The sequence below is a fragment of the Neobacillus sp. GCM10027624 genome, from assembly GCF_042675345.1.
In the GTDB taxonomy this organism is placed as follows: Bacteria; Bacillota; Bacilli; order Bacillales; family Cytobacillaceae; genus Neobacillus; species Neobacillus cucumis_D.
The window spans coordinates 91,236-111,167 of sequence record NZ_JBHTHD010000008.1 but is presented as its reverse complement, the minus strand read 5'-3'; the positions used below and the strand labels follow the sequence as shown (position 1 = coordinate 111,167).

Annotated in this window: 19 protein-coding genes; 9 read left to right on the top strand and 10 right to left on the bottom strand. The window is 38.1% G+C overall.

Annotation, left to right across the window (positions count from 1 at the left end; translation table 11 throughout):
* Positions 1-497 precede the first annotated feature (497 nt).
* A complete protein-coding gene (locus ACFQZ9_RS11870) occupies positions 498-896 on the bottom strand; it encodes a VOC family protein (protein ID WP_498943937.1) in 399 nt (132 codons plus the stop codon).
* 122 nt (positions 897-1,018) lie between these two features.
* Complete coding sequence (locus ACFQZ9_RS11865) at positions 1,019-1,402, bottom strand: hypothetical protein (protein ID WP_498943936.1); 384 nt, start codon at positions 1,400-1,402, stop codon at positions 1,019-1,021.
* Positions 1,403-1,684: 282 nt separating this feature from the next.
* On the opposite strand from ACFQZ9_RS11865, the gene ACFQZ9_RS11860 reads away from it, so the two are divergent.
* The gene (locus ACFQZ9_RS11860) at positions 1,685-2,221 is read left to right on the top strand and encodes a DUF4240 domain-containing protein (RefSeq protein WP_498944261.1); all 537 of its coding nucleotides are present in this window, start codon (positions 1,685-1,687) and stop codon (positions 2,219-2,221) included.
* 97 nt (positions 2,222-2,318) lie between these two features.
* Here the strand turns inward: ACFQZ9_RS11860 and ACFQZ9_RS11855 are convergent, their stop codons facing one another.
* From ACFQZ9_RS11855 to ACFQZ9_RS11840, 4 genes are all read right to left on the bottom strand, one after another.
* Positions 2,319-2,888: an acetylglutamate kinase gene (locus ACFQZ9_RS11855; RefSeq protein ID WP_498943935.1), complete on the bottom strand. Its 570-nt coding sequence runs from the start codon at positions 2,886-2,888 to the stop codon at positions 2,319-2,321.
* Between the two features lie 580 nt (positions 2,889-3,468).
* A complete protein-coding gene (locus tag ACFQZ9_RS11850; RefSeq protein ID WP_498943934.1) occupies positions 3,469-4,257 on the bottom strand; it encodes a hypothetical protein in 789 nt (262 codons plus the stop codon).
* A gap of 190 nt (positions 4,258-4,447) precedes the next feature.
* Positions 4,448-4,816 carry a hypothetical protein gene (locus ACFQZ9_RS11845; protein WP_498943933.1) on the bottom strand — a complete coding sequence of 123 codons (369 nt, stop codon included), beginning with the start codon at positions 4,814-4,816 and terminating at the stop codon, positions 4,448-4,450.
* Positions 4,817-5,257: 441 nt separating this feature from the next.
* A complete protein-coding gene (locus tag ACFQZ9_RS11840; RefSeq protein ID WP_498943932.1) occupies positions 5,258-5,722 on the bottom strand; it encodes a MarR family winged helix-turn-helix transcriptional regulator in 465 nt (154 codons plus the stop codon).
* Positions 5,723-5,956: 234 nt separating this feature from the next.
* Here ACFQZ9_RS11840 and ACFQZ9_RS11835 point away from each other — a divergent pair, with 234 nt between their 5' ends.
* Both ACFQZ9_RS11835 and ACFQZ9_RS11830 read left to right on the top strand, forming a co-directional pair.
* A complete protein-coding gene (locus tag ACFQZ9_RS11835) occupies positions 5,957-7,180 on the top strand; it encodes a MalY/PatB family protein (RefSeq protein WP_498943931.1) in 1,224 nt (407 codons plus the stop codon).
* Positions 7,181-7,358: 178 nt separating this feature from the next.
* Entirely contained in the window at positions 7,359-8,765 is a 1,407-nt protein-coding gene (locus ACFQZ9_RS11830) for an amino acid permease (protein ID WP_498943930.1), read from the top strand.
* Between the two features lie 202 nt (positions 8,766-8,967).
* Here the strand turns inward: ACFQZ9_RS11830 and ACFQZ9_RS11825 are convergent, their stop codons facing one another.
* Positions 8,968-9,666 carry a VIT1/CCC1 transporter family protein gene (locus ACFQZ9_RS11825; protein ID WP_498943929.1) on the bottom strand — a complete coding sequence of 233 codons (699 nt, stop codon included), beginning with the start codon at positions 9,664-9,666 and terminating at the stop codon, positions 8,968-8,970.
* Positions 9,667-9,926: 260 nt separating this feature from the next.
* On the opposite strand from ACFQZ9_RS11825, the gene ACFQZ9_RS11820 reads away from it, so the two are divergent.
* On the top strand, positions 9,927-10,475 hold the full coding sequence (locus ACFQZ9_RS11820) for a hypothetical protein (RefSeq protein WP_498943928.1): 549 nt from the start codon (positions 9,927-9,929) through the stop codon (positions 10,473-10,475).
* A 376-nt stretch (positions 10,476-10,851) separates the two neighbouring features.
* Positions 10,852-11,235 (top strand): PIM8 family immunity protein, encoded by a 384-nt coding sequence (locus ACFQZ9_RS11815; RefSeq protein WP_498943927.1) that lies wholly within the window; start codon positions 10,852-10,854, stop codon positions 11,233-11,235.
* 150 nt (positions 11,236-11,385) lie between these two features.
* On the opposite strand, the gene ACFQZ9_RS11810 is transcribed toward ACFQZ9_RS11815, so the two are convergent.
* Entirely contained in the window at positions 11,386-11,721 is a 336-nt protein-coding gene (locus ACFQZ9_RS11810; RefSeq protein ID WP_498943926.1) for a hypothetical protein, read from the bottom strand.
* Positions 11,722-11,777: 56 nt separating this feature from the next.
* On the opposite strand from ACFQZ9_RS11810, the gene ACFQZ9_RS11805 reads away from it, so the two are divergent.
* The 4 genes from ACFQZ9_RS11805 (at position 11,778) to ACFQZ9_RS11790 (ending at position 17,254) form a co-directional block, all read left to right on the top strand.
* Positions 11,778-13,085, top strand: a complete 1,308-nt coding sequence (locus ACFQZ9_RS11805; RefSeq protein ID WP_198312497.1) for a helix-turn-helix domain-containing protein — start codon at positions 11,778-11,780, stop codon at positions 13,083-13,085.
* Positions 13,086-13,238: 153 nt separating this feature from the next.
* On the top strand, positions 13,239-14,465 hold the full coding sequence (locus tag ACFQZ9_RS11800) for a M20 metallopeptidase family protein (RefSeq protein WP_498943925.1): 1,227 nt from the start codon (positions 13,239-13,241) through the stop codon (positions 14,463-14,465).
* On the top strand, positions 14,441-15,979 hold the full coding sequence (locus ACFQZ9_RS11795) for an AbgT family transporter (protein WP_198312498.1): 1,539 nt from the start codon (positions 14,441-14,443) through the stop codon (positions 15,977-15,979). The genes ACFQZ9_RS11800 and ACFQZ9_RS11795 overlap by 25 nt, the downstream gene beginning before the upstream one ends.
* An 18-nt stretch (positions 15,980-15,997) precedes the next feature.
* Positions 15,998-17,254, top strand: a complete 1,257-nt coding sequence (locus ACFQZ9_RS11790; protein WP_498943924.1) for a zinc-binding metallopeptidase family protein — start codon at positions 15,998-16,000, stop codon at positions 17,252-17,254.
* A 297-nt stretch (positions 17,255-17,551) separates the two neighbouring features.
* Here ACFQZ9_RS11790 and ACFQZ9_RS11785 read toward each other — a convergent pair whose 3' ends face one another.
* Together ACFQZ9_RS11785 and ACFQZ9_RS11780 are read right to left on the bottom strand one after the other, a co-directional pair.
* Positions 17,552-18,463, bottom strand: a complete 912-nt coding sequence (locus ACFQZ9_RS11785; protein ID WP_498943923.1) for a PucR family transcriptional regulator — start codon at positions 18,461-18,463, stop codon at positions 17,552-17,554.
* A 164-nt stretch (positions 18,464-18,627) separates the two neighbouring features.
* Positions 18,628-19,584 carry a DMT family transporter gene (locus ACFQZ9_RS11780; RefSeq protein WP_498943922.1) on the bottom strand — a complete coding sequence of 319 codons (957 nt, stop codon included), beginning with the start codon at positions 19,582-19,584 and terminating at the stop codon, positions 18,628-18,630.
* Positions 19,585-19,932 lie beyond the last annotated feature (348 nt).

Below are 19,932 nucleotides of genomic sequence, written 5' to 3'. Positions count from 1 at the left end.
ATTTTGGGGCCAGCACCCCATCTAAAACCATCGAAAAATATGTTTCTCATCCAAGAAAAGTGACCTAAGCCAGGCATCCGCCTGGCTTTTTGAATGGAAAAAAGTCGGTTGGCCCATAAAAAGGGTGTTTGGCACATATATCAGGCAAATGGCACATAAACCACGCGGGATGGAACATAAAACCCCAGCGAAAAGCAGGCGTACGAATGAAAAAGGTAATAAAAAGAGGCGGAGATCATCGAAAAGCAGGTTTCCCATTCAAGAAAAGTGACCTAAGCCAGGCGTCCGCCTGGTTTTTTAATCTAGAAAAAAGCCAGTTGGCCCATAAAATAGGTGTTTGGCCCATATATCAGGGAAACGGCACATAAACCACGCGGAATGGAACATAAAATTGATGACCCGCAGCAAAAGTAGGCATACCAAATCAAAAAGGCATTACCCTTTTTAGAGTAATACCCCATTTCCTAATATAGTTCTATTCATTTCCTCTAAAACGTTCACAAAGGAAGATTTAGTTGCCACGAAACTCCGAAGCGGTCATTTACCCAGCCAAACCTTTTACTGAACCCATAATTGTTTAAAGGCATAAGTACTTGTCCACCATCATTAAGTTTCTCATAAAGATTGTCAAGTTCTTCTTCAGTATCACAAGTCACAAAGTTTGAGAAAGAGGGTGTAAAAGAGAATTGATGTTTTACATAACTGTCAATACACATAAATTCTTGCCCCTTCAAGGAAAAAGTGGCCTGCATTACGGTGCCTTCTGGCCCAGCTTCATTAGCCCCATATCTTACAATATTTATAATTCGAGAATCCTCAAAGATGGATGTGTAAAAATTCATTGCTTCTTCTGCGTTACTGTCTTGAAACATTAAAAATGGTGTTACCTTTTCCATTTTTATCTTCCTCCCCAATCATTTGAGCTTTCAAAAGTATTTAAGCTTTAATCAGCATTTTATTTCTTTATTAAGCCAATTTCAACCAATCCTTCCTACAAAAAGTCACTAGTGACCTTCTTTTACCTTTTTCTTCCTTTCCTATAACCTAAATAAAAAACACCCAAACTATAGAATGCAAACCCGAAAATAATCATTATAACTTTCTTATGCGATTTCCATAGTACGGCCATATTGGAAATAAGTGTTCCTTTAGTGTGTAAATAATAGAGATAGACAATTAACAGGGATAAAAAAATAAGGAAGATCACCTTAAGTAATTGGAAAATATTTATTTCTTCAAGAAAAGCCGTTTTCTGTTTCTTCTTTTTTGAGGAAGATTTTTTTATTGCTCTTGTTTCAGCCATAGTATTCTCCTCTCGATTTTTAGTTAGAAAAATATAATTTATATTTTTTGTATATTCGGAGTTTGTATTTAAACGTAATAATCTTTTATAAGCATACATCATTATTCCCCTTGTCACTAAGCGATGTTTTGAAATAAATAATACCTATCGTGTTAGAGCTTTTTAAACTTAGGGTTTTTAATGAAATAAGGCCTATTTCATTAGCGATGCGGTTAAAAATTCAAAATAGAATGTGGGATTTGGAAATTTTTTATATGAGAGGTCGATTCTTTTGAAAAAGGAGCTTTTTTTATAAAAAAATCTATTTTTAAAGGAATCCTGTTCGATAAAATTGAATAACTCTCATAAATAATTAAGAAAAGGGTGTATATATTGGAAAAGATGGAATTTTGGAGATTAATTGAAAAGTCCAGAGAATTTGATCAAGCGGAATGGTTAATAGAGGAATTAGCTCAAAAGGGATTAGAAGAAGTATTAGACTTTGAATTTTTATTTCAAGAATTAATGAACGCTAGTTATCAATCTCGTTTATGGGGAGCGGCATTTGTTCTGATGGGCGGCTGTTCAGATGATGCTTTTGACTATTTTAGAGGATGGCTGATTGGACAGGGGGAAGAAATATATAACAAGGTAATGAAGGATCCTGAATTTTTAGCAGAATTTATAAATGAAGATAACCTTGATGATGAAGGCTTTCCTCAAAATGAAGAATTGCTTTCGGTTGGGTTAGATGCCTTTTCGCTTATAAAGACGGGTGATGTTGAATGGGATGATGAAATACATAATGAGTTTTTGAAAGCTCTTGACAAGAAGGGATTGCAATATGTAACTGACATAGAATTTGATTGGGAAGAAGACGATTTGGAAAATCTATTTCCTGTTCTATGGGAAAGATTTGGAGAAGAACCACTAGGTTAAAAGACAGATTCAATGTTCTCAATATACTTGAGTAATAGCCAATTCAAGATTTATATCACTTGAATTGGCTATTTTTAGGCTAAGTGTCCCCTTATTTTTAAAATCTTCTAGGGAATTGTCTTATAATTGCAACCGTTATGGTGTCTGCCATTTCTAAAGCTTCCGCCTCAATTTTATCAAACACGGCGATACTAGCTTTAAAATTCTTTTGAAGAATAAATACCGCTTCTTGGATTGTAAGTGCTAGATGCTCAAAAAACATTTCTCTGAATTCTTTTTCTGATATAAAAGGATTTATTTTACTTAGGAATTTGGAAATTTCTGCTCCATTTGCGTACCAACGTCTCTCTGCGTCTGCTACAGCTCTTTGATTGCCTGCTTTTGCAGCCTTAACAATTTCAGCAGCAATAACTAGGTGTTCCCTGATTAAGTTGCTGAACTTTTCGGCAATTCTACTTCCATAGAAAGGCTCTAGTAAATTACCCATATCTGTAGCGTTTCGGAGAAGGCGTGCGGTTACAGCGTCTAAATCAGGTAAATTAAAGGCTATGCTATTGATCGTCATTCTTGTCCAATATACGTGTTGTTCCCAAACTAAACGCATAGCATTACTTAAACGAACTTCCTGTTCACTAATACAAGAATCGTTGAACCAAGGTTTTTCCATGGTTTCACCCCCATATTCTAAAATCATTCCAGTATATTCAGATGATAAAAAAATGCTTGTACATACTTATTTGCAATCTTTGATTTTAGCTATTGTAAGCGCCTCAAAATTATATAAAATTAACATAACATTAGTGTAAACACAACAGAAATGTCATTGGGTTGGAAATTGACTCTGGGTAATGTTATACAAGTGGATACCATCGTATTCTGTCTGATTCTTTCTGGGATAAGACAGTTAGGAGAATCGCATGATTTGATTTCCCTAACTAGGAATTTTCGACAATCTTTTTACTAAAGTGGAGGAAGAAATCCCCGTTTTACAATGTTTTCTCATGATCTAATTAAACGTTTGATTGGATTGCCTATTTGTAAAAGCTAGTCACCGTTTGTGCTATTCTGTCATTTTTTGATCGTTTGGGAGATTAATCGGGAAAAGTGAAACGAAATAATCGACAAATTATTTCCACGGAAACTAGACCATGTTCGTTTTCCAAAAGGCTTTGTCCCGGTTTTAATCAAACGTTTGATTGAAAAAATAAGCGTCGGCAGCTGTCGATTCGTAAAGAAAGGTGTTGGTTTTAACCATTTGGTTGGCTAATCCACATGTTATATATTTCCGCATAATAGAGCTCATCAAATTTCTTTTCCAAAATCCCGTAGAAGTAGGCGATCGGTTTTTTGATTTTTTGACTGGATTTCAGTTTGCTAATGAGCTGCTTAAATGATTTGATGGCGACTTCTAAGACGCAGTCCTTCTCTTTTTCCCGGTTACCGCGATACGCTGCAATTTGGGTCATTCTCCAGAATTCCTCGATGGTTTTTGCTTCATTGAAAAAGTATTTTATAAATTGGACAAATGGCTTTGGAACTCGATCGTTTGTAAAAGTATGATCCAAATTGAACGGTTCTTCCTTACGTTTATTTATCTCTTGTTTTTTAGTTTCAGAAAGATTACTAGTTTTATTAGGGTGGTTCAACTCTTGTTGTTTAGGTGGTTCATTTTGTGGAAAACGATTAAATAGGTATAAGTTACTCGACTGGGAACCGTTTTTTCTTTCGGTTTCAATGACGGTCAGGATGCCGAGTTTGATGGATTTTTGGATCATTCGCTTAAAGGTTGAGCGGGAAATGCCATGGTCATGGTATTCTTCGTGGATGGCCTTTAACATGGTGCCGATTTTCGCATTGCAGACACCAGGGATTTTGGCTGAAAAACGAACCAGCCGCTTTAACCCTACCAATTCTCCCTTCGTAAATTCTTGCTTATGCTCGATTAACCACATTTCCATATGGTTGTTAAACTCTTTTAGATTCTTAAATTGAGAATACTCCGCGAATTGTTGAATTTGGCCTGATTTTAAATTCATTTTATTGCACCACCCTTTCAACCTTTATATAAAGAGAAAGGAGGGAAAAGGACATGGTGGTTAGGTGGACTTTATGACAGATTTGTGGCGAAGAATTTATGGAGAAAAGTTCGGGGGAAGACTCCCACTCAGCTAGGAGAAAAGTATAAACTTTTCCAAGTCTATACTTTCCTCCTGGGCATCAGTGCAATTACGCCTTATGATCCTCCTCCTTCTTTGAGATTCCAGAGGCTAATTTCAATGTTTCTAACCGTTCATAATCAATCGTGTACCACTTAGTTTTATCCATTTTGCTCTGATTCCAGTTTCCTGAAAGAATCAGACCATGATCCTCCAGAGAGTGAAATATCCGCTTGATTGTACTTAACGACCAAAATGATAACTGTTCCTGCCAATCGTTATAGGTATTGTAAATCCATTTTCTTTCCTCAATGAGATCGGTACTTTTATTGACCCAATAATGTACTTGCTCCAGTACGATTGCTTCGTTAAGACCAATCAATTTGGCTAATGATGGGCACACCATCATCTGATTATCTTTCATAAAGACATTACTCATTTCTTTTTCCTCCCATTCGAATGTATGACATGATATTATGGTTCGTTTCGTTTATTGAATCACTAGTTATATATAGAAAATGGGCAAAAAGGGACAGGGTAAACTAACTTTTGGTAAAAAGAGTTTGAGGGAATTCGACAGTTTCTTTGTGGGGTTAGGAGCTTGAAGGGGGAGGCCCTGACGAAGTTTTGTCGGAAATTGCATGTCTAACCTTCGACAACTTTTTTATTAATCTGTTAGAAAAAATCATAAGGGCTTACACTGTGTTTAATCAAAAGGTTGATAGGGAATAGAATTTGTCGAAAGCGATCAAGTTTGTAGAAATATGGCCTTTGTTGAAGACCATGGGGACGGTTCCTTTAGAGGACAATAGGAGGTTTTGCGCGCGAACAGGCCCGATAGCGGATTGGAGCTAGTCGGACCTTCATGTTATTTTTGATCTTATTTGTTTTTAAGCGAGGCCTTAGTAATATCGCTTATGATCGTGGAAATTTTTATAAACTTTATAAAGTCTTCTGTTGAAAATTGATCAAGGCGATTTAAAATTTTCATATATTCTTGTTTATCTAATTCTTTGTGATATTGATAAACTTGTTTCCCTTTATCTGATAATTCTATAATGACCTCTCGACTATTCGTTGGGTTTTTATATTTTAATACTAAGTCCTTTTTTACAAGTTTATCGACCATTTGAGATATGGCACCCTTAGTTTTATTCGTAAGTTTGCTAAGTTCTGAGGTATTTGTTTTTAATTTTTCCCCGATTAAATTAATGGTATGTGCTTCCACCATATATAGTTCATCATCCGAACCGTATTTCCTAGGTATGCTCTCATATAAACTAGTATTACGAGAAACTTCGTAAAGGGATTCCATTAGTTCAGAAAATACTTCTTCTCTCGTCATTTTGCTTCACCTTTAATCTTTCTATTAGTCGGTTACCAAAATTATACCATATTCAGTTGCACTTTCACTCGATGATTACTGTATAAATTTGGTATTTAACATAGCGCAAATAATATTTTTTAAATATTCTAAATTCTTATTGACGGAAAAACTGTTTAGGTGCTAAACTGTTTTTGTTGGATGATATGTAAGAGTTTTAGTCCTATTGTTTTAACAAATGGAAGGAGTGTTAGGATGAAATACAATTTTGATGAAAGTGTCAATCGTAGGAATACGTATTCATTAAAATGGGATGGGGAGGATTTAATAAAAGAAATAGGCTATACGGAAAGATATGATGAGGGCACTATACCACTCTTTACAGCAGATATGGATTTACCTGTGCCACAGCCATTGATTGACGCATTACATAAAACGGTAAATCATAAGATATTTGGTTATTCCGTATTTCCCAATGAGTATTATTCGGCTATTCAACATTGGTTTCGTGTGAGACATGATTGGGAGATTAAGAAGGAGGAAGTCGTATACAGTCCAGGCACCGTCCATGCTTTAAATATTGTAGTAAAAGCATTTACAAATCCAGGTGACGGGATCATGATTCAACGACCTGTTTATCCGCCCTTTACAGCCGCAATAGAAAATAACCAAAGACTTGTGATAAATAATCCACTTACATGTGATGAAGAAGGTTATTATTCGATAGATTTTAAGGATTTTGAAGCAAAAGCAAAGGATGAAAACACAAAAATGTTCATTCTTTGTAATCCCCATAATCCAACCGGAAGAATTTTTACTAGAGATGAGCTTCAAAGATTATCCGATATTTGTGCAAAAAATAATGTCCTTATCATTGCAGATGAAATACATGGAGACTTAATTAGACGTGGTCAAACGTTTATTCCGATCGCTAAGGCGGTTGACAATCATGAACATCTTATCATTTGTACAGCCATCAACAAAACATTTAATACAGCAGGCCTTCACTGTACAAATGTAATCATACCAAATTCAGAGCTTAGAAAAACATTTAGTGAAACAATGGGAATGCAATTGCCATCGCCATTCACGATCGCCGCATTAATCGCTGTCTATCATGAGGGTGAAGATTGGTTAGAGCAATTGAAAGAATATATTGATGGTACAATGGAATGGGTCGTCCATTTCTTGGCTGAACGAATGCCTCAAGTAAAAGTGAGAATTCCTGAAGGAACGTATGTGATGTGGATGGACTTTAGTGCTTATGGCTTATCACCTGAAGAAGTCCATGATCGAATTTATAACAAAGCGAATGTTTTACTAGAGGATGGAAGTTTGTTTGGAGAAGAAGGATTAAGGTATCAGAGGATCTGCCTCCCATCTCCGAGACCGGTCATAAAGGAAGCATTTGAAAGAATCGCAAGAGAATTTGAGGACATTCATGTAAATAGCTCAAAAATTAAAGAGTTCATTGAGTAATAACATTAGAGGTTGATTTGTACGTGCAAAACCTACCTGCTGAAAAAATATAAGTAAGCATTTCAAAAAAATCTTATCTATAGAAATTAGTCTCTAATAAATATTTTCAATTTTCAAAAAAATATAGGTGAACATTTAGGACATGAATCGATTAAAAAAGATTATAAGGAGGAATACAATGGTTGCTAAGAATTCTCGTCATAACCCTGATACGGAAGGCTTAAGTCGTAGTTTGAAAAATCGTCATATTCAAATGATTGCAATTGGTGGGGCAATTGGAGTTGGTCTCTTTTATGGTGCTGCAGGAGCAATCCATTCAGCTGGTCCATCGATCATACTAGCTTATCTAGCCGTTGGCTTAGCGATCTATTTAATTATGAGGGCTTTAGGGGAGATGGCAGTAAAAGAACCAGTATCTGGATCATATGTTACTTACGCGAGTAAGTATATTTCACCTTTTGCAGGATTTTATTTGGGATGGACGGCTTTATTAACGATGGCAGCCGGGGGTGCTGCGGAATATGCCGCAATCGGACATTATATTCAGTTCTGGCTTCCAGATTTTCCAGTCTGGGTTTCAGCCCTATTTGTTCTTTGCTTGGTAATTTTCATTAACGTCTTGACCGTAAAGGCATATGGTGAGATTGAGTTCTGGCTTTCATTTATTAAAGTGGCTGCCATCATAGGGATGATTATCATTGGTGGAGCGATGATTTTGTTTGGAATCGGTAATGGTGGGGAAGCGGTTGGATTTGGTAACCTAACCCATAATGGCGGTCTTTTCCCAATGGGGATGAATGGCTGGATCTTGTCGCTAGTATTAGTAGCTTTCGCATTTGGCGGCGTAGAAATAGTTGGTATCGCAGCTGCAGAAACCGGGGATGTGAAAAAAACAATCCCACAGGCCATCAATGGTGTATTTTGGAGAATTCTCATCTTTTATGTTGGAGCAATCACCATTATGGTTTCGCTCTTTGATTGGGAGACAATCGGTCAGAATGGAAGTCCATTTGTAACTGTTTTTGCAAAAATGGGCATTCCTGGAGCGGCATCTATTATGAACTTAGTAATCTTATCAGCAGCGGTTTCTGCTCTGAATAGTGGTATTTATTCTGCGACTCGTGTACTGTATAGTTTATCTTTACAAGGTAAGGCACCTCATTTTATAAGTAAACTTAATAAAAGTAAAGTCCCCTTTATCAGTCTCTTTATTGTCATTGCTTCTCAGTTGAGTGGTGTTTTAATGAACTACATTATGCCTGCAAGTGCCTTTAGTGTCTTTTCGACGATTGTTGTAGTTGGACTTGTTTCTAACTGGCTCGCCATTCTGTTTAGCCAATTGAAATTCAGAAAAATCATGATCGCAAATGGTGAAGTTGATGCACTTTCTTATAAAATGCCGTTTTGGCCGTACTCCAGTTATTTTGCCATCGCCTTTATGATTTCCATTATCATTATTATGGCGTTTCTTCCTTTTACTAGAGTGGCGCTCTATGTGGCTCCAATCTGGACTGTGATATTATTTATCGCATATAAAATGATGAATATTAGAATCAAAAAAGTTGATCCAAATTTAGCTCAATAATACTTGATTAATCTGGGGTCAGACCACTAGTGGAGTAGCTGCACGGTGGTCAGGCCCTTATTTGTATTTTAAATATGATTTCCATGACCCTCCATAAAGCTTTTTGGCATGATTATACAGGGGGAAGGGGCAGTTTTTTAGGATATCGACACTTTTTCACTGGATATCAACACTTTTTGGCTGGATTACTCAAGGAAAACTTTCAAGAGAGAATTCTCGCTAAACCAAACGCAACTCCTGCTGCAAGTCCTCCCGTAATCGTCGTTTGAACAGCACTCTTAAAAGGTGAAGTTCCCGTAAACCTTCCTTTTACGTATCCAAAAATCATCAATGCGATCAGTGTAACGATTGCAGATACCATTAATGCTGTTGCAGGATGCTTGAAGATAAAATAAGGGAACAGAGGGATTAATCCTCCGACAATATAAGAAACGGCAATCGTAATCGCACTGTTCCTCGCCCTTGTCGGCTCCGGTTTTTCCAACCCTAATTCGAATTTCATCATAAAATCCACCCATTTTTCAGGGTTCTTTTTCATGGTTTCTGTAATCGATTTGATTTGTTCTTCTTCAAGTCCATATTCCCTGAAAATTTCAGATACTTCCTCTTCTTCGCGTTCCGGAAGTTCTATTATTTCGCGCTGTTCACGAGCAAGTTCAGACTCGTAATGTTCCGCATCTGTTTTTCCCGCCAAGTAGCCGCCGAGTCCCATTGCAATGGACCCTGCTGCAATTTCAGCCCCTCCTGCTGTGAGAATCAATGTTGTTGTATCCACAGCACCCGACAAACCAGCAGCTAATGCAAACGGTACGGTTAATCCGTCTGACATACCAATTACAATATCCCGAATGAAGTCAGACCCAGAAAAATGTTCTTCTACGTGATGCAGGTGTTGATCCATTCTTTCACCCCCAGTGAACTAATCTAACACTCCTAAAAAGAAAAAGTTTTTTATAGTATTTACGTTCGCTTTGTAAAAAACCTGCAAATAAAATTGGAAACGTTAATTTTTAAAAATTAATTTATAATTAAAAATTCATTAATTTAGAAAATGTATTCATTTATTGTGCTAGATTGTATTTAAATAAAATTGAGGGTTATTTTAACTTTAAGCGGTTTTTTTAATGCATACACTTCTCTCATTTATAGGAGGACATACCAATGAGTACACGGGAAATCAAGGTCCAAAAACAAGGATGGATTCCTAAAAAGGAACGTATATGGGTAATCGTGGCGATTCTGATCGCTGCTTTGATCATGCTTTGGGAGATTAAGGGACTATTACAACTTTCATTAACCACCCTGCATAGCAGGGAGTTTGAGCATACATTTAAAGATTTTGGCTCTAATGCAAGAATTGCCGTATTTTTTGTACTTGCTTATTATGTGCTTCTTCGTGTTATGAAGCTTCGTCAATTAAAAAGTCAAGTTAAGGTAAAAAAATGGTTATCCACCTTACTACGTTTTGCCCGAAAATGGCATACTCCAGCAGCGATTATCGCCATCGCTTTTATTGTCGTGCATACGGTAGCTGTCTTTATGCACGGTTTCAAATTTGATTTTAATAATATAAGTGGATTGATTTCCCTGGTAGTCCTGCTTCCAGTTCCTATATCGGGACTATTTCGATATAAGAGGATGGACCGGAAATGGCATTTGCGGTCTGGTATTGCTTTTGGAGTTCTATTTTTAATTCATTCTTTTTTATAAAAAAAGTTTTATGACAATTTTAATCAAACGATTGATTAAAAAAGAAAGCGATTCACAAAGCTAACCAAGGGGCGGTTCAGGTAGTGGGTCTGACCCCCCACTCAGCGAAATACAAATTGAATAGTTAAAAATTATAGAGCATTTCCTGTAATGAGGAGTGCTTTTTTATTTTGCAAATTATTGAATGGATTTGTTAATTCGATAATAAAGTATTAAATAAAGGAAAAAATTTATTGAAAATCAATAAATTCTAACTTATAATCAATTAAAAAAATTTGTGTGCTTTTTATGAAAAAAAAGCATGGTGGTAAAGCAGGTGAAGGATAAGTCCATCTTCATAACCATTAAGATTTATCAAGGAATGGAGTGATTCAAATTGATAAAAAATATTAGCCTTATAACGGATCAAATTAAAGATTTTTCCTTACAAAATATAGAATTCATCGATCGCTTCTATTTGAACTATCTAAATGGGAGTTTTAAAGGCACTTGTTTTCTGGACATCGATTTTATGGTTAAGGATCAAGAAAAACAATATCATGCCTGCTTTCGCTTTTATAACCCTAATCATATCGATTTTGAAAGTTTGGGTACCATTCATCAATTGTCCATTGAGATTTATGATATAAGGGATCGAGGTTGGGAAAATAAGATCTATGAAGTAGTAGACTCTGAAGATCATAGCTTACATTTTTATTGTACAGAGATTGAAATTATTTCTTTCAGAGAAACTCCATATCGCCTTAAATCCTATTTATAAGGGGACCTAATTCACATTTTGGGGGTCAGACCTCACTCGGCTAAAGTTTAAAGCGATAAAGTATAAATGAAGAAGACATGACTAAGAGGGTTTGGTCAATGTGGCGGCTGCTTTCAAGATGAGGGATATTCACGACCTCCTTAAAGGGGATCAAGGGGACGGTTCTCGCGGCTTTTTGTTCCAAATCTGGTTCACTTGTTTTTGGGAGATTAATCGAACAATTTTTGATATTTCCTTATATCGTATTGGCTTACTCGTAATGGCATTAGGAGCAATACTTACTACGACAAATGTTCTTTGGTTGGTATTCAGTGGTTTGTTTTTCTTTGCATTTGGAATCTTTGCAAGTAATACAGTGGCAAGTAACTGGATCGCAAATAAGGCTCCATCAAATAAACCCTTAAATTTTCTTGTGTTGGTTTGGTTACCATGATTGTACCAAAGGGCGGAATGATTTACTATAATGGATAAGAGTCTTATAGACATTATAGGACATTTATCCACAAGTAGTACCAGGTACCCGTTAAGGAGATTATGATAAAATGCAAAGAATTGGTGTGGTTGGACCGGGGCCGTCTGTAAACCGGATTCTTGAGGTTGCGAGCGAGTTTGAGTCTGAGATTGAGTTTGTCCCATTTGTGTATGAGGATCCACGGGAAGAGGTCAAGGGGATTATTGAAAGGAATGGTTCCTTGGTTAATGGCTGGTTTTTTTCCGGACCGATTCCTTATATGATTGCAAAGAGTGTTTTGGAACCTGATTCGAATATGGGGTATTGCCCGCCAACGGGTTTAAATCTCTATAAATGTTTGTTGCAACTGTTTTTTGATCATGAACTGGTTACAAAAAACGTATCGATTGATATGCTTGACACTGAAAAAGTAAACCTTCTGGATAGTCTTTATGAGCTTGGCATTACCAACGAGGATATCCACTTAAAAACGTTTAATGAAGAATATGATCCCAAAGCGATAACCGATTTCCATCTTCAGTTATGGAGAAAGGGAAAAACAAAGGCCGCCTTTACCTGCTTACATTCGGTTTACCAAGCATTACAGAAGGAAGGAGTCCCAGTTTACCGGATTTATATGACAAAAATGGAAATAAGGAATGCCATGTCCATGGTGGTTGAGATGGTGAAAGGTTCTTATTTTAAGGAAACTCAAATTGGCGTTGAGATTATTGAATTAGAACAATTTGACCGAATTGTTGAAAGGGCAACGACACGATATCAATTGCAGCACCTTGAACTCGATATTAAAAAGGAATTAATCGTATTCAGTGAAAATATCGATGGTTCCCTTTTGGACCATGGTAACGGACGATATCAAATTTTTAGCTCCCGCGGAGCGATTGAAAGGGAAATAGATTCATTGAGGGAAATGGTTGAGAAATTGGCTTTGGATTTAAACATTCCCATTGCCGTTGGGATTGGCTTTGGAGAGACCGCCTATTCAGCAGAACTTAATGCACGCAGGGCTGTTCTGAACTCCAAGGAAAATCCGAATAGGGGTATTGTTGCCATCCAGGAGGATGGGGTCATCATTGAATCATTTGGTAAAATGGAGGAACTCACCTACGATTACCGTTCCAATGACAAGGATTTATTAGAAAAGCTAAATAAGGTAAATATCAGTATTAAAACTTTTAATAAAATTGGTGCGATCGTTCAACGAATGGGTTGGATTAGTTTTACTGCTCAGGATCTAGCTACAAATCTTTCCATGACACCGCGCTATGCTCAACGAATCCTGTCTAATCTATGTGAAGTAGGGTTGGCTGAATATCATGGGGAAGAGCAGTATTCAAACCGGGGAAGACCTAGGAAAATTTTTACATTGATGATGTAACACTCAACAATTTGTTGAGTGTTTTTTATTTGTTCGAAAGAGTCTAAAAATTATGTTGAAAAAGAAAATTTATAAGTTTATAATAATTTTAACGAACAGTTCGTTTGTTGTTCGCAAATTAAAGTTAATAACGAATCTTGGGGGGGTGTTTTCATGAATGGGAAAATGGTAAACAAATGGGTGAATTCCGTAAAGGATGAAGTCATTCAATGGCGCAGACATCTGCATCAGTATCCCGAACTATCCTATCATGAAGAAAAAACGTCACAATTTGTTTATGACCTATTGTGCTCATTTGAAAATCTGGAGGTGTCCCGGCCCACGAAAACAAGTGTAATGGCCCGCTTGATTGGCAGTCAGCCCGGACAAGTCCTTGCATTTAGGGCGGATATGGATGCGCTTCCAATCACAGAAGAAACGAATCTCGACTTTGCTTCGAGGATTCCAGGAGTCATGCATGCATGTGGTCATGATGGACATACCGCCATGCTTTTAGGTGCAGCCAAAATTCTGAACCGCTTGAAGGATTCTATTCAGGGGGAGATTCGCTTTCTTTTTCAGCATGCAGAAGAGGTGCACCCGGGTGGAGCGAAGGAAATGATCCAGGCTGGCGTCTTGGAAGGGGTTGACCAAATCATTGGTGTCCACCTTATGCCCCATATCCCTGTGGGAAAGATGGGATTCACATACGGTCCTGCCACTGCTTATTCCGATCGGTTTGATATTAAAATTCAAGGAAGGGGCGGACATGGTTCCGAACCGCACAAGACGATTGATCCGATTGCCGTAGGTTCACAAATTATTACTAATTTGCAGCATATCGTCTCAAGAAATACGGCCCCTATGGATCAATTAGTGATTTCGGTTACCAAGTTTCATGGCGGAGATGCCTATAATGTCATTCCTGATACTGTTTCTCTAGGTGGAACAGTCCGTATTTTTAACCCTGAGTTACATGGTCATGTACGAGGCTGGATGGAAAGAGTCATTAAAGGGGTGGCAGAGGCCCATAGTGCTCAGTATGAATTTGATTATCGATATGGATATAAATCGGTCCTTAATGATGAGCGTATTACAAAAATAATGGAAGATACGGTTTCAGAATCTTTTGGTAAAGAAGCCGTTCAGCCTGTTTCGCCAATGATGGGAGGCGAGGATTTCTCAGCCTATTCCCATGAGGTTCCGGCTAGTTTTATTTTGGTAGGAGCAGGAAATGTTAATAAAGGTACAAATTACCCACTGCACCATCCGCGTTTGATTTTAGATGAAGATGCTCTGGAAAACGGTGTAAGGTTATTTGTTCATGCTGCTGGTAAATTTGTTCTACAAGAAACAAATCATGAGGGGGCAAAAGAATGGGCAATCATGCGAAGCAGTTAAAACCAGAACTCCATGAAGAACAAAAACCTGGTTTATTTAGTTTTATAGAGAAAGTCGGAAATAAACTTCCTGATCCGTTTTTATTGTTTATCTATTTAATTGGTTTTTTAATGGTAATCAGTGCGATTTTATCTTCGCTGCACGTTTCAGTCGTAGATCCCATCAAGAAGGAACCGGTTGTGATTAATAACCTGTTAAGTAAGGAAGGGATTCAATGGTTATTGCCGAACATCATCAAAAATTTCTCCGGGTTTACGCCGTTAGGCTCGATTATTACCCTGATGCTGGGAATTGGTTTAGCTGAGAAAGTAGGGTTATTGGATACGATTATCCGAAAAATGGCCTTACACGTTTCAGGTAAGTATGCAAGTTATCTTGTTGTATTTATTGCCATCTGCAGTCACATTTCGTCTGATGCCGCCCTTGTGATCATGCCGCCGCTTGGAGCATTGATTTTCCTTGCCGTAGGAAGACACCCAATTGCCGGCTTATTAGCGACGATTGCTGGGGTTGCATCTGGTTTTACCGCGAATTTTCTCATTGTTACAACAGATGTTCTCTTGTCCGGAATTAGTACAGAGGTTTCAAAAGGGATTGACCCTAATGTTTCCGTCAGTGTATTAGATAACTGGTTTTTTATGACTGCATCTGTCGTGATGTTAACATTACTAGCTGGATTTATAACGGATAAGTTTGTCGAACCGCGATTAGGAAAATATGAAGGAAATAGTCAAGTAAGAATGGAACAGGTGACAAAACAGCAAAATAAAGCATTAAAAGCTACCGGGATTGCCGCCCTTATTTTTATTGCTGTAGTCGTTCTAGCCGTTGCACCACATGGCGCGCTGCTGCGTGATCCGGTAACGGACAGTGTGATGCCATCTCCATTTATCTCGGGAATTATTCCAATTATCTTGTTATTCTTTTTGACGGTATCCTTAACCTATGGCATTAAAGTAGGGGCTATTAAAGAGCAGAATGATATTCCAAAACTATTAACAGATCCGATTAAACGTTTGGCCGGATTTATTGTAATGGTGTTCCCTTTAGCACAGTTTGTTGCCATGTTTAACTATAGTAATATGGGGAAATTTATCGCCTTGGGAATCACAGATATCTTAGAAAATTTACATCTTAGTGGTATCCCTGTATTTGTTGGCTTAATCTTTTTATCTTCATTTCTTTGCCTGTTTATTGCCAGTGGATCGGCGATTTGGTCGATATTGGCTCCGGTATTTATCCCGATGATGATGATTCTTGGATACCATCCTGCCTTCAGCCAAATGATTTTCAGGGTAGCCGATTCATCGATTATTGCGGTCTCGATCGTATCACCTTTTGTCCCGTTATTTTTAGGGTATTTAAAAGAATATAAGAGTGATGCCAAGCTCGGAACCTATTATTCGTTAATAACACCTTATGTAGTTTCCATTTATGTTGTTTGGATTTTGCTGGTTGTTGTTTGGTACGTGCTTGGTTTGCCGATTGGTCCGGGAGTATATCCTAAATTGTAACATAGGAGTTGTTGAGTTTTGGACGTTAAAGAACTAAGACGTGATTTCCATATCCACCCAGAAGTGGGGTTTTGCGAATTTCGGACCGCATCGAGGGTTGTTGAAATCCTTACCTCCCTTGGATATGAAGTTCGTTACGGTAAAGATGCCATCGATGGTGATTCCCGGAGAGGAGTCCCATCGGAAGAGGTATTAGAAGAAGCTTATCAAAGAGCATTGTGCGATGGGGCAAATCCCGAGATCGTCCGTGCCATGAAAGGCGGCTTCACGGCGGTGGTCGGCATTCTTCCGGGAAAAGAGCCGGGCCCAACGGTTGCTTTCCGTTTTGACATGGATGCTTTACCAATCTTGGAAAGCAAGGATGATGAACATTTCCCACAAGCAAATGGATTTCGTTCGATTTATGATGGCAATATGCATGCGTGCGGGCATGATGGTCATACTGCGATTGGTCTGGGGCTTGCTGAAAAACTTTCGGACCGAAACTTTGCGGGAACCGCTAAGTTGATTTTTCAACCGGCTGAAGAGGGAGTTCGCGGAGCGTATGCAGTCGTCCAGAAGGGGATTTTGGACGATGTAGATTACCTTTTTTGCCAACATCTCGGTACGGATGTTCCAACAGGGGAGTTTTGTGGCAGTGCATCCGGGTTCTTGGCTACTACGAAAATGGTTGCTCATTTTCATGGCGTTTCATCTCATGCAGGAGGGGATCCGGAAAAAGGGCGCAATGCCTTGTTAGGGGCTGCAACTGCCTTGTTGAACATTCACGCTATACCGCGCTATAGCAATGGGGTTACCCGTGTGAATGTCGGCTTACTTGAAGGAGGGAAGGCCGCTAATATTATTCCGGATTATGCAAAAATGATTATTGAAACACGTTCCAGCAAAGAAGAAATCAATGAGAGCTTGGAACAAAGAGTCAGAACGATTATTGCGAATAGTGCGGCCATGCATGAACTAGACTATGAGATTGAGATTGTTGGTGGAGCCATTCCTATTCACTGCGATCCAGAATTAGTTGCTTTAGCAGTGGATGAGGCAAAACAAGTGGATGGCTTTACATCTGTTAAAGCCGGATCGGATAACGGGCTCGGAAGTGAGGACGCAAGTTTTATGATTAAGCGTGTCCAGGAGTGTGGTGGAAAAGGAACCTACATGATTATCGGATCGAATCTTCCGGCACCACACCATAATCCTAAATTTGATATTGAAGAAGAAGTTCTATCGTATGCTGTGGAATTGCTCTATCGGATTGCTAAGCGGACCCTTCAATAATAGCTGAAGCCATGTTAGGTTGAGTAAAGCCTAACATGGCTATTTATTTTTAAACTCAACTTTTTTCTTAAAGCCTTGTTATAACTGAGAAAGTAAGATAAAACAGAGCTCTATTGTAGTTGCTTAGAGCCTGTTTGGTTTGAATAATTAGCATATATCTTCATTTCATTCGTTTCTCATTTGCGTTTTGTCCATTCCTGAAAAGGGTAACCTGTTAGGACATTCCATCTATACCGCCGTCTTTGAATTTTACTTTCATCTATCTCGCCCCTTCTATTGGATTGCCATTAGTACAGACTATGGAGACAACTTGAAAGTATCTCTTAAGTGACAGGCTAAATGGATTTTCAACATGTCTTCGGTACGATCAAAGCTCAATTTCAATCGTTCTTCTATTTTTCTTAACCGTTGATACAATGTATTAATATGAATATTTAATTTCTCCGCCGCCTCTTTCGCTGATTTATTGGAAGCGATATAGATGGTAAGAGTTTTTTCTAATTCATGGGTTTGGGCTTTATCGGTACGAAGGCGTGAAAAAATTTCTTCTGTAAAATTAATGATTTCCTGAGTGGAATAATTCAGGAAAAAACGATTCACCCCAATATCTTCATAACTTACAAACCCTGGAGTATTTCTATTTAATAAAAAGGAAAGGGCTTTGTTTTCTTCATTATAACTCTTTACAATGTCTCCAATATTTTGATAAGGCGCTCCAATTCCACCATATAACATCTCTTTCTCGGTTCTTTCCCATTCTTTAATAATCGTTCCTAAGTGATGAACAATGGTATTGACGTAGGTTAAATCATGTACCGAAATTAGCAGTGTTATTTTATTGTGAAAGGCAAAAACAAGTTTATTGATATTCAGAAGTTCTTGATTTATTTTTGATAATAATCGTTGAGTTCTTGCTTCTACTTTGTCATAGGGGGAGTAGTTCTTTAGCTGCCGTCTAAAGTTTTTCCCTTTATTAAAATCATTTACATCTATTACGACAAGTATATCTTCTGTTGGAGAATGTATGGCTTCGAATAAAGTAATAGCCCTTTTATAACACCCCAGTACATATGGGTTGTTTGGGTAATCATATTCCCTTTTCCACTCTACCCCAAGTTCAAAGCGTATCCCAATATTCCAGCTATAAAACAAAGGCGGCCTAAGCTCTAAATGAGGGAATGTTTTGTGCATAAAATCGTTTAACTGCATCTCAACACCTCATCGTTACAATTTGTATCGGTTTAACTGAAATGAATTTGGACTGATGTAGACTATCATACGTTTCTGTCATTTCAAATACAAATGATGTTGGCAGCTATAAAAAGTAAAATAATCAAACAAAAAAATCGCCTGAAGGCCCATCCTTCAAGCGATTAAAGATTTTTTACGTTGCCTCGATGAGATGGCATCTTCTTCAGCCTAGACTGGTGAAAGAATTCTTCCAGTGCCCCTGACCCAAATAAAACCCCGAATAAGATAAAGAGGAACCCGAGGATTTGCGGGGAGGATATTGTTTCACCAAGGAACAGTACGGCACCAACTAAGGCGAAGAAGGGATTCAAATTGATAAAAATGGCCGACTCCGTTACACCCACTTTTCCAATCGCACTGTTGTAAATCATATGTCCAATCGCGGTCGCAATGACAGCCGAAGCGAGAAAAACCATCCAGACCGCCAAAGAACCATGTGGAATTTCCTTTAATCCACCGGGTTCCACAAATAAACTTATAAAAAATAAGACGATGCTGCCAAATAGAAGCATATAGCCAGTCATCAAGCGCGGGTCCAGCGTATCGGAGATTTTTTTTATCAGAACAAAACTATACGATTGAGTAAAGATTGATAAAAAGACGAACAAATCCCCATTTGAGATTCCCTTTAGGGATAATCCTCCGTTTCCTGATGCTACGATAAAGGCAACACCCGAAAAACCCAAAATGATGCCTACAACCTTAGGGACTGTCACCCTGCTTTTTAAAAACAGAAAGGCCACAATGGTCGATAGCAGTGGTCCAAGTCCTAGAATAAGCCCGCCGTTAGAGGCGGTAGTTTTCGCTAATCCCATCGATAAAAAGAAATGATGGCATACGACATTAAAAAAACCGGCAGCAAGAATATAACGGAATTCCTTTTTGTTCGGTAGTCTAACCATTTTAAAAAAAGAAAGGATTAGAAAGACACTAATCGCGGCGGTGAAAACCCTTATGGATGTAATGGTCAATGTAGGAAAGGTTGTGACAAGGATTTTTGTTGCGATGACATTAAACCCCCAGGCGGCCATCACAAAAACTAAAAGTAAATAAATTTTATATTTTTGCGCCTTTTGCATAATACCACTTCTTTCCTTTTCGCTTTATCGAACATTATACAACAATGTGAGGCGGTTTTGGGGGTGTTTTTTTCGATTGCCGAAATAAAACATGGGTTCTGCTGGATTTTTGGACCATGAGAACCGCCTTGAGGGTCTACGGTTCGGATTTGAGGGGCGGAAAGAGGGGATGTTTCGGTGATTAGCAATGGAACGACGAACATTTTTTAGGATATCGACACTTTTTCACTGGATATCAACACTTTTTAGCGTGATATCAACAAAAATTTGGGTTTTATCGACAATTTTAAAATCCCCTTGGGTTCAGTTTCGAATAGCTTATGATTCATTGTGGAATGTTGGTGTAAT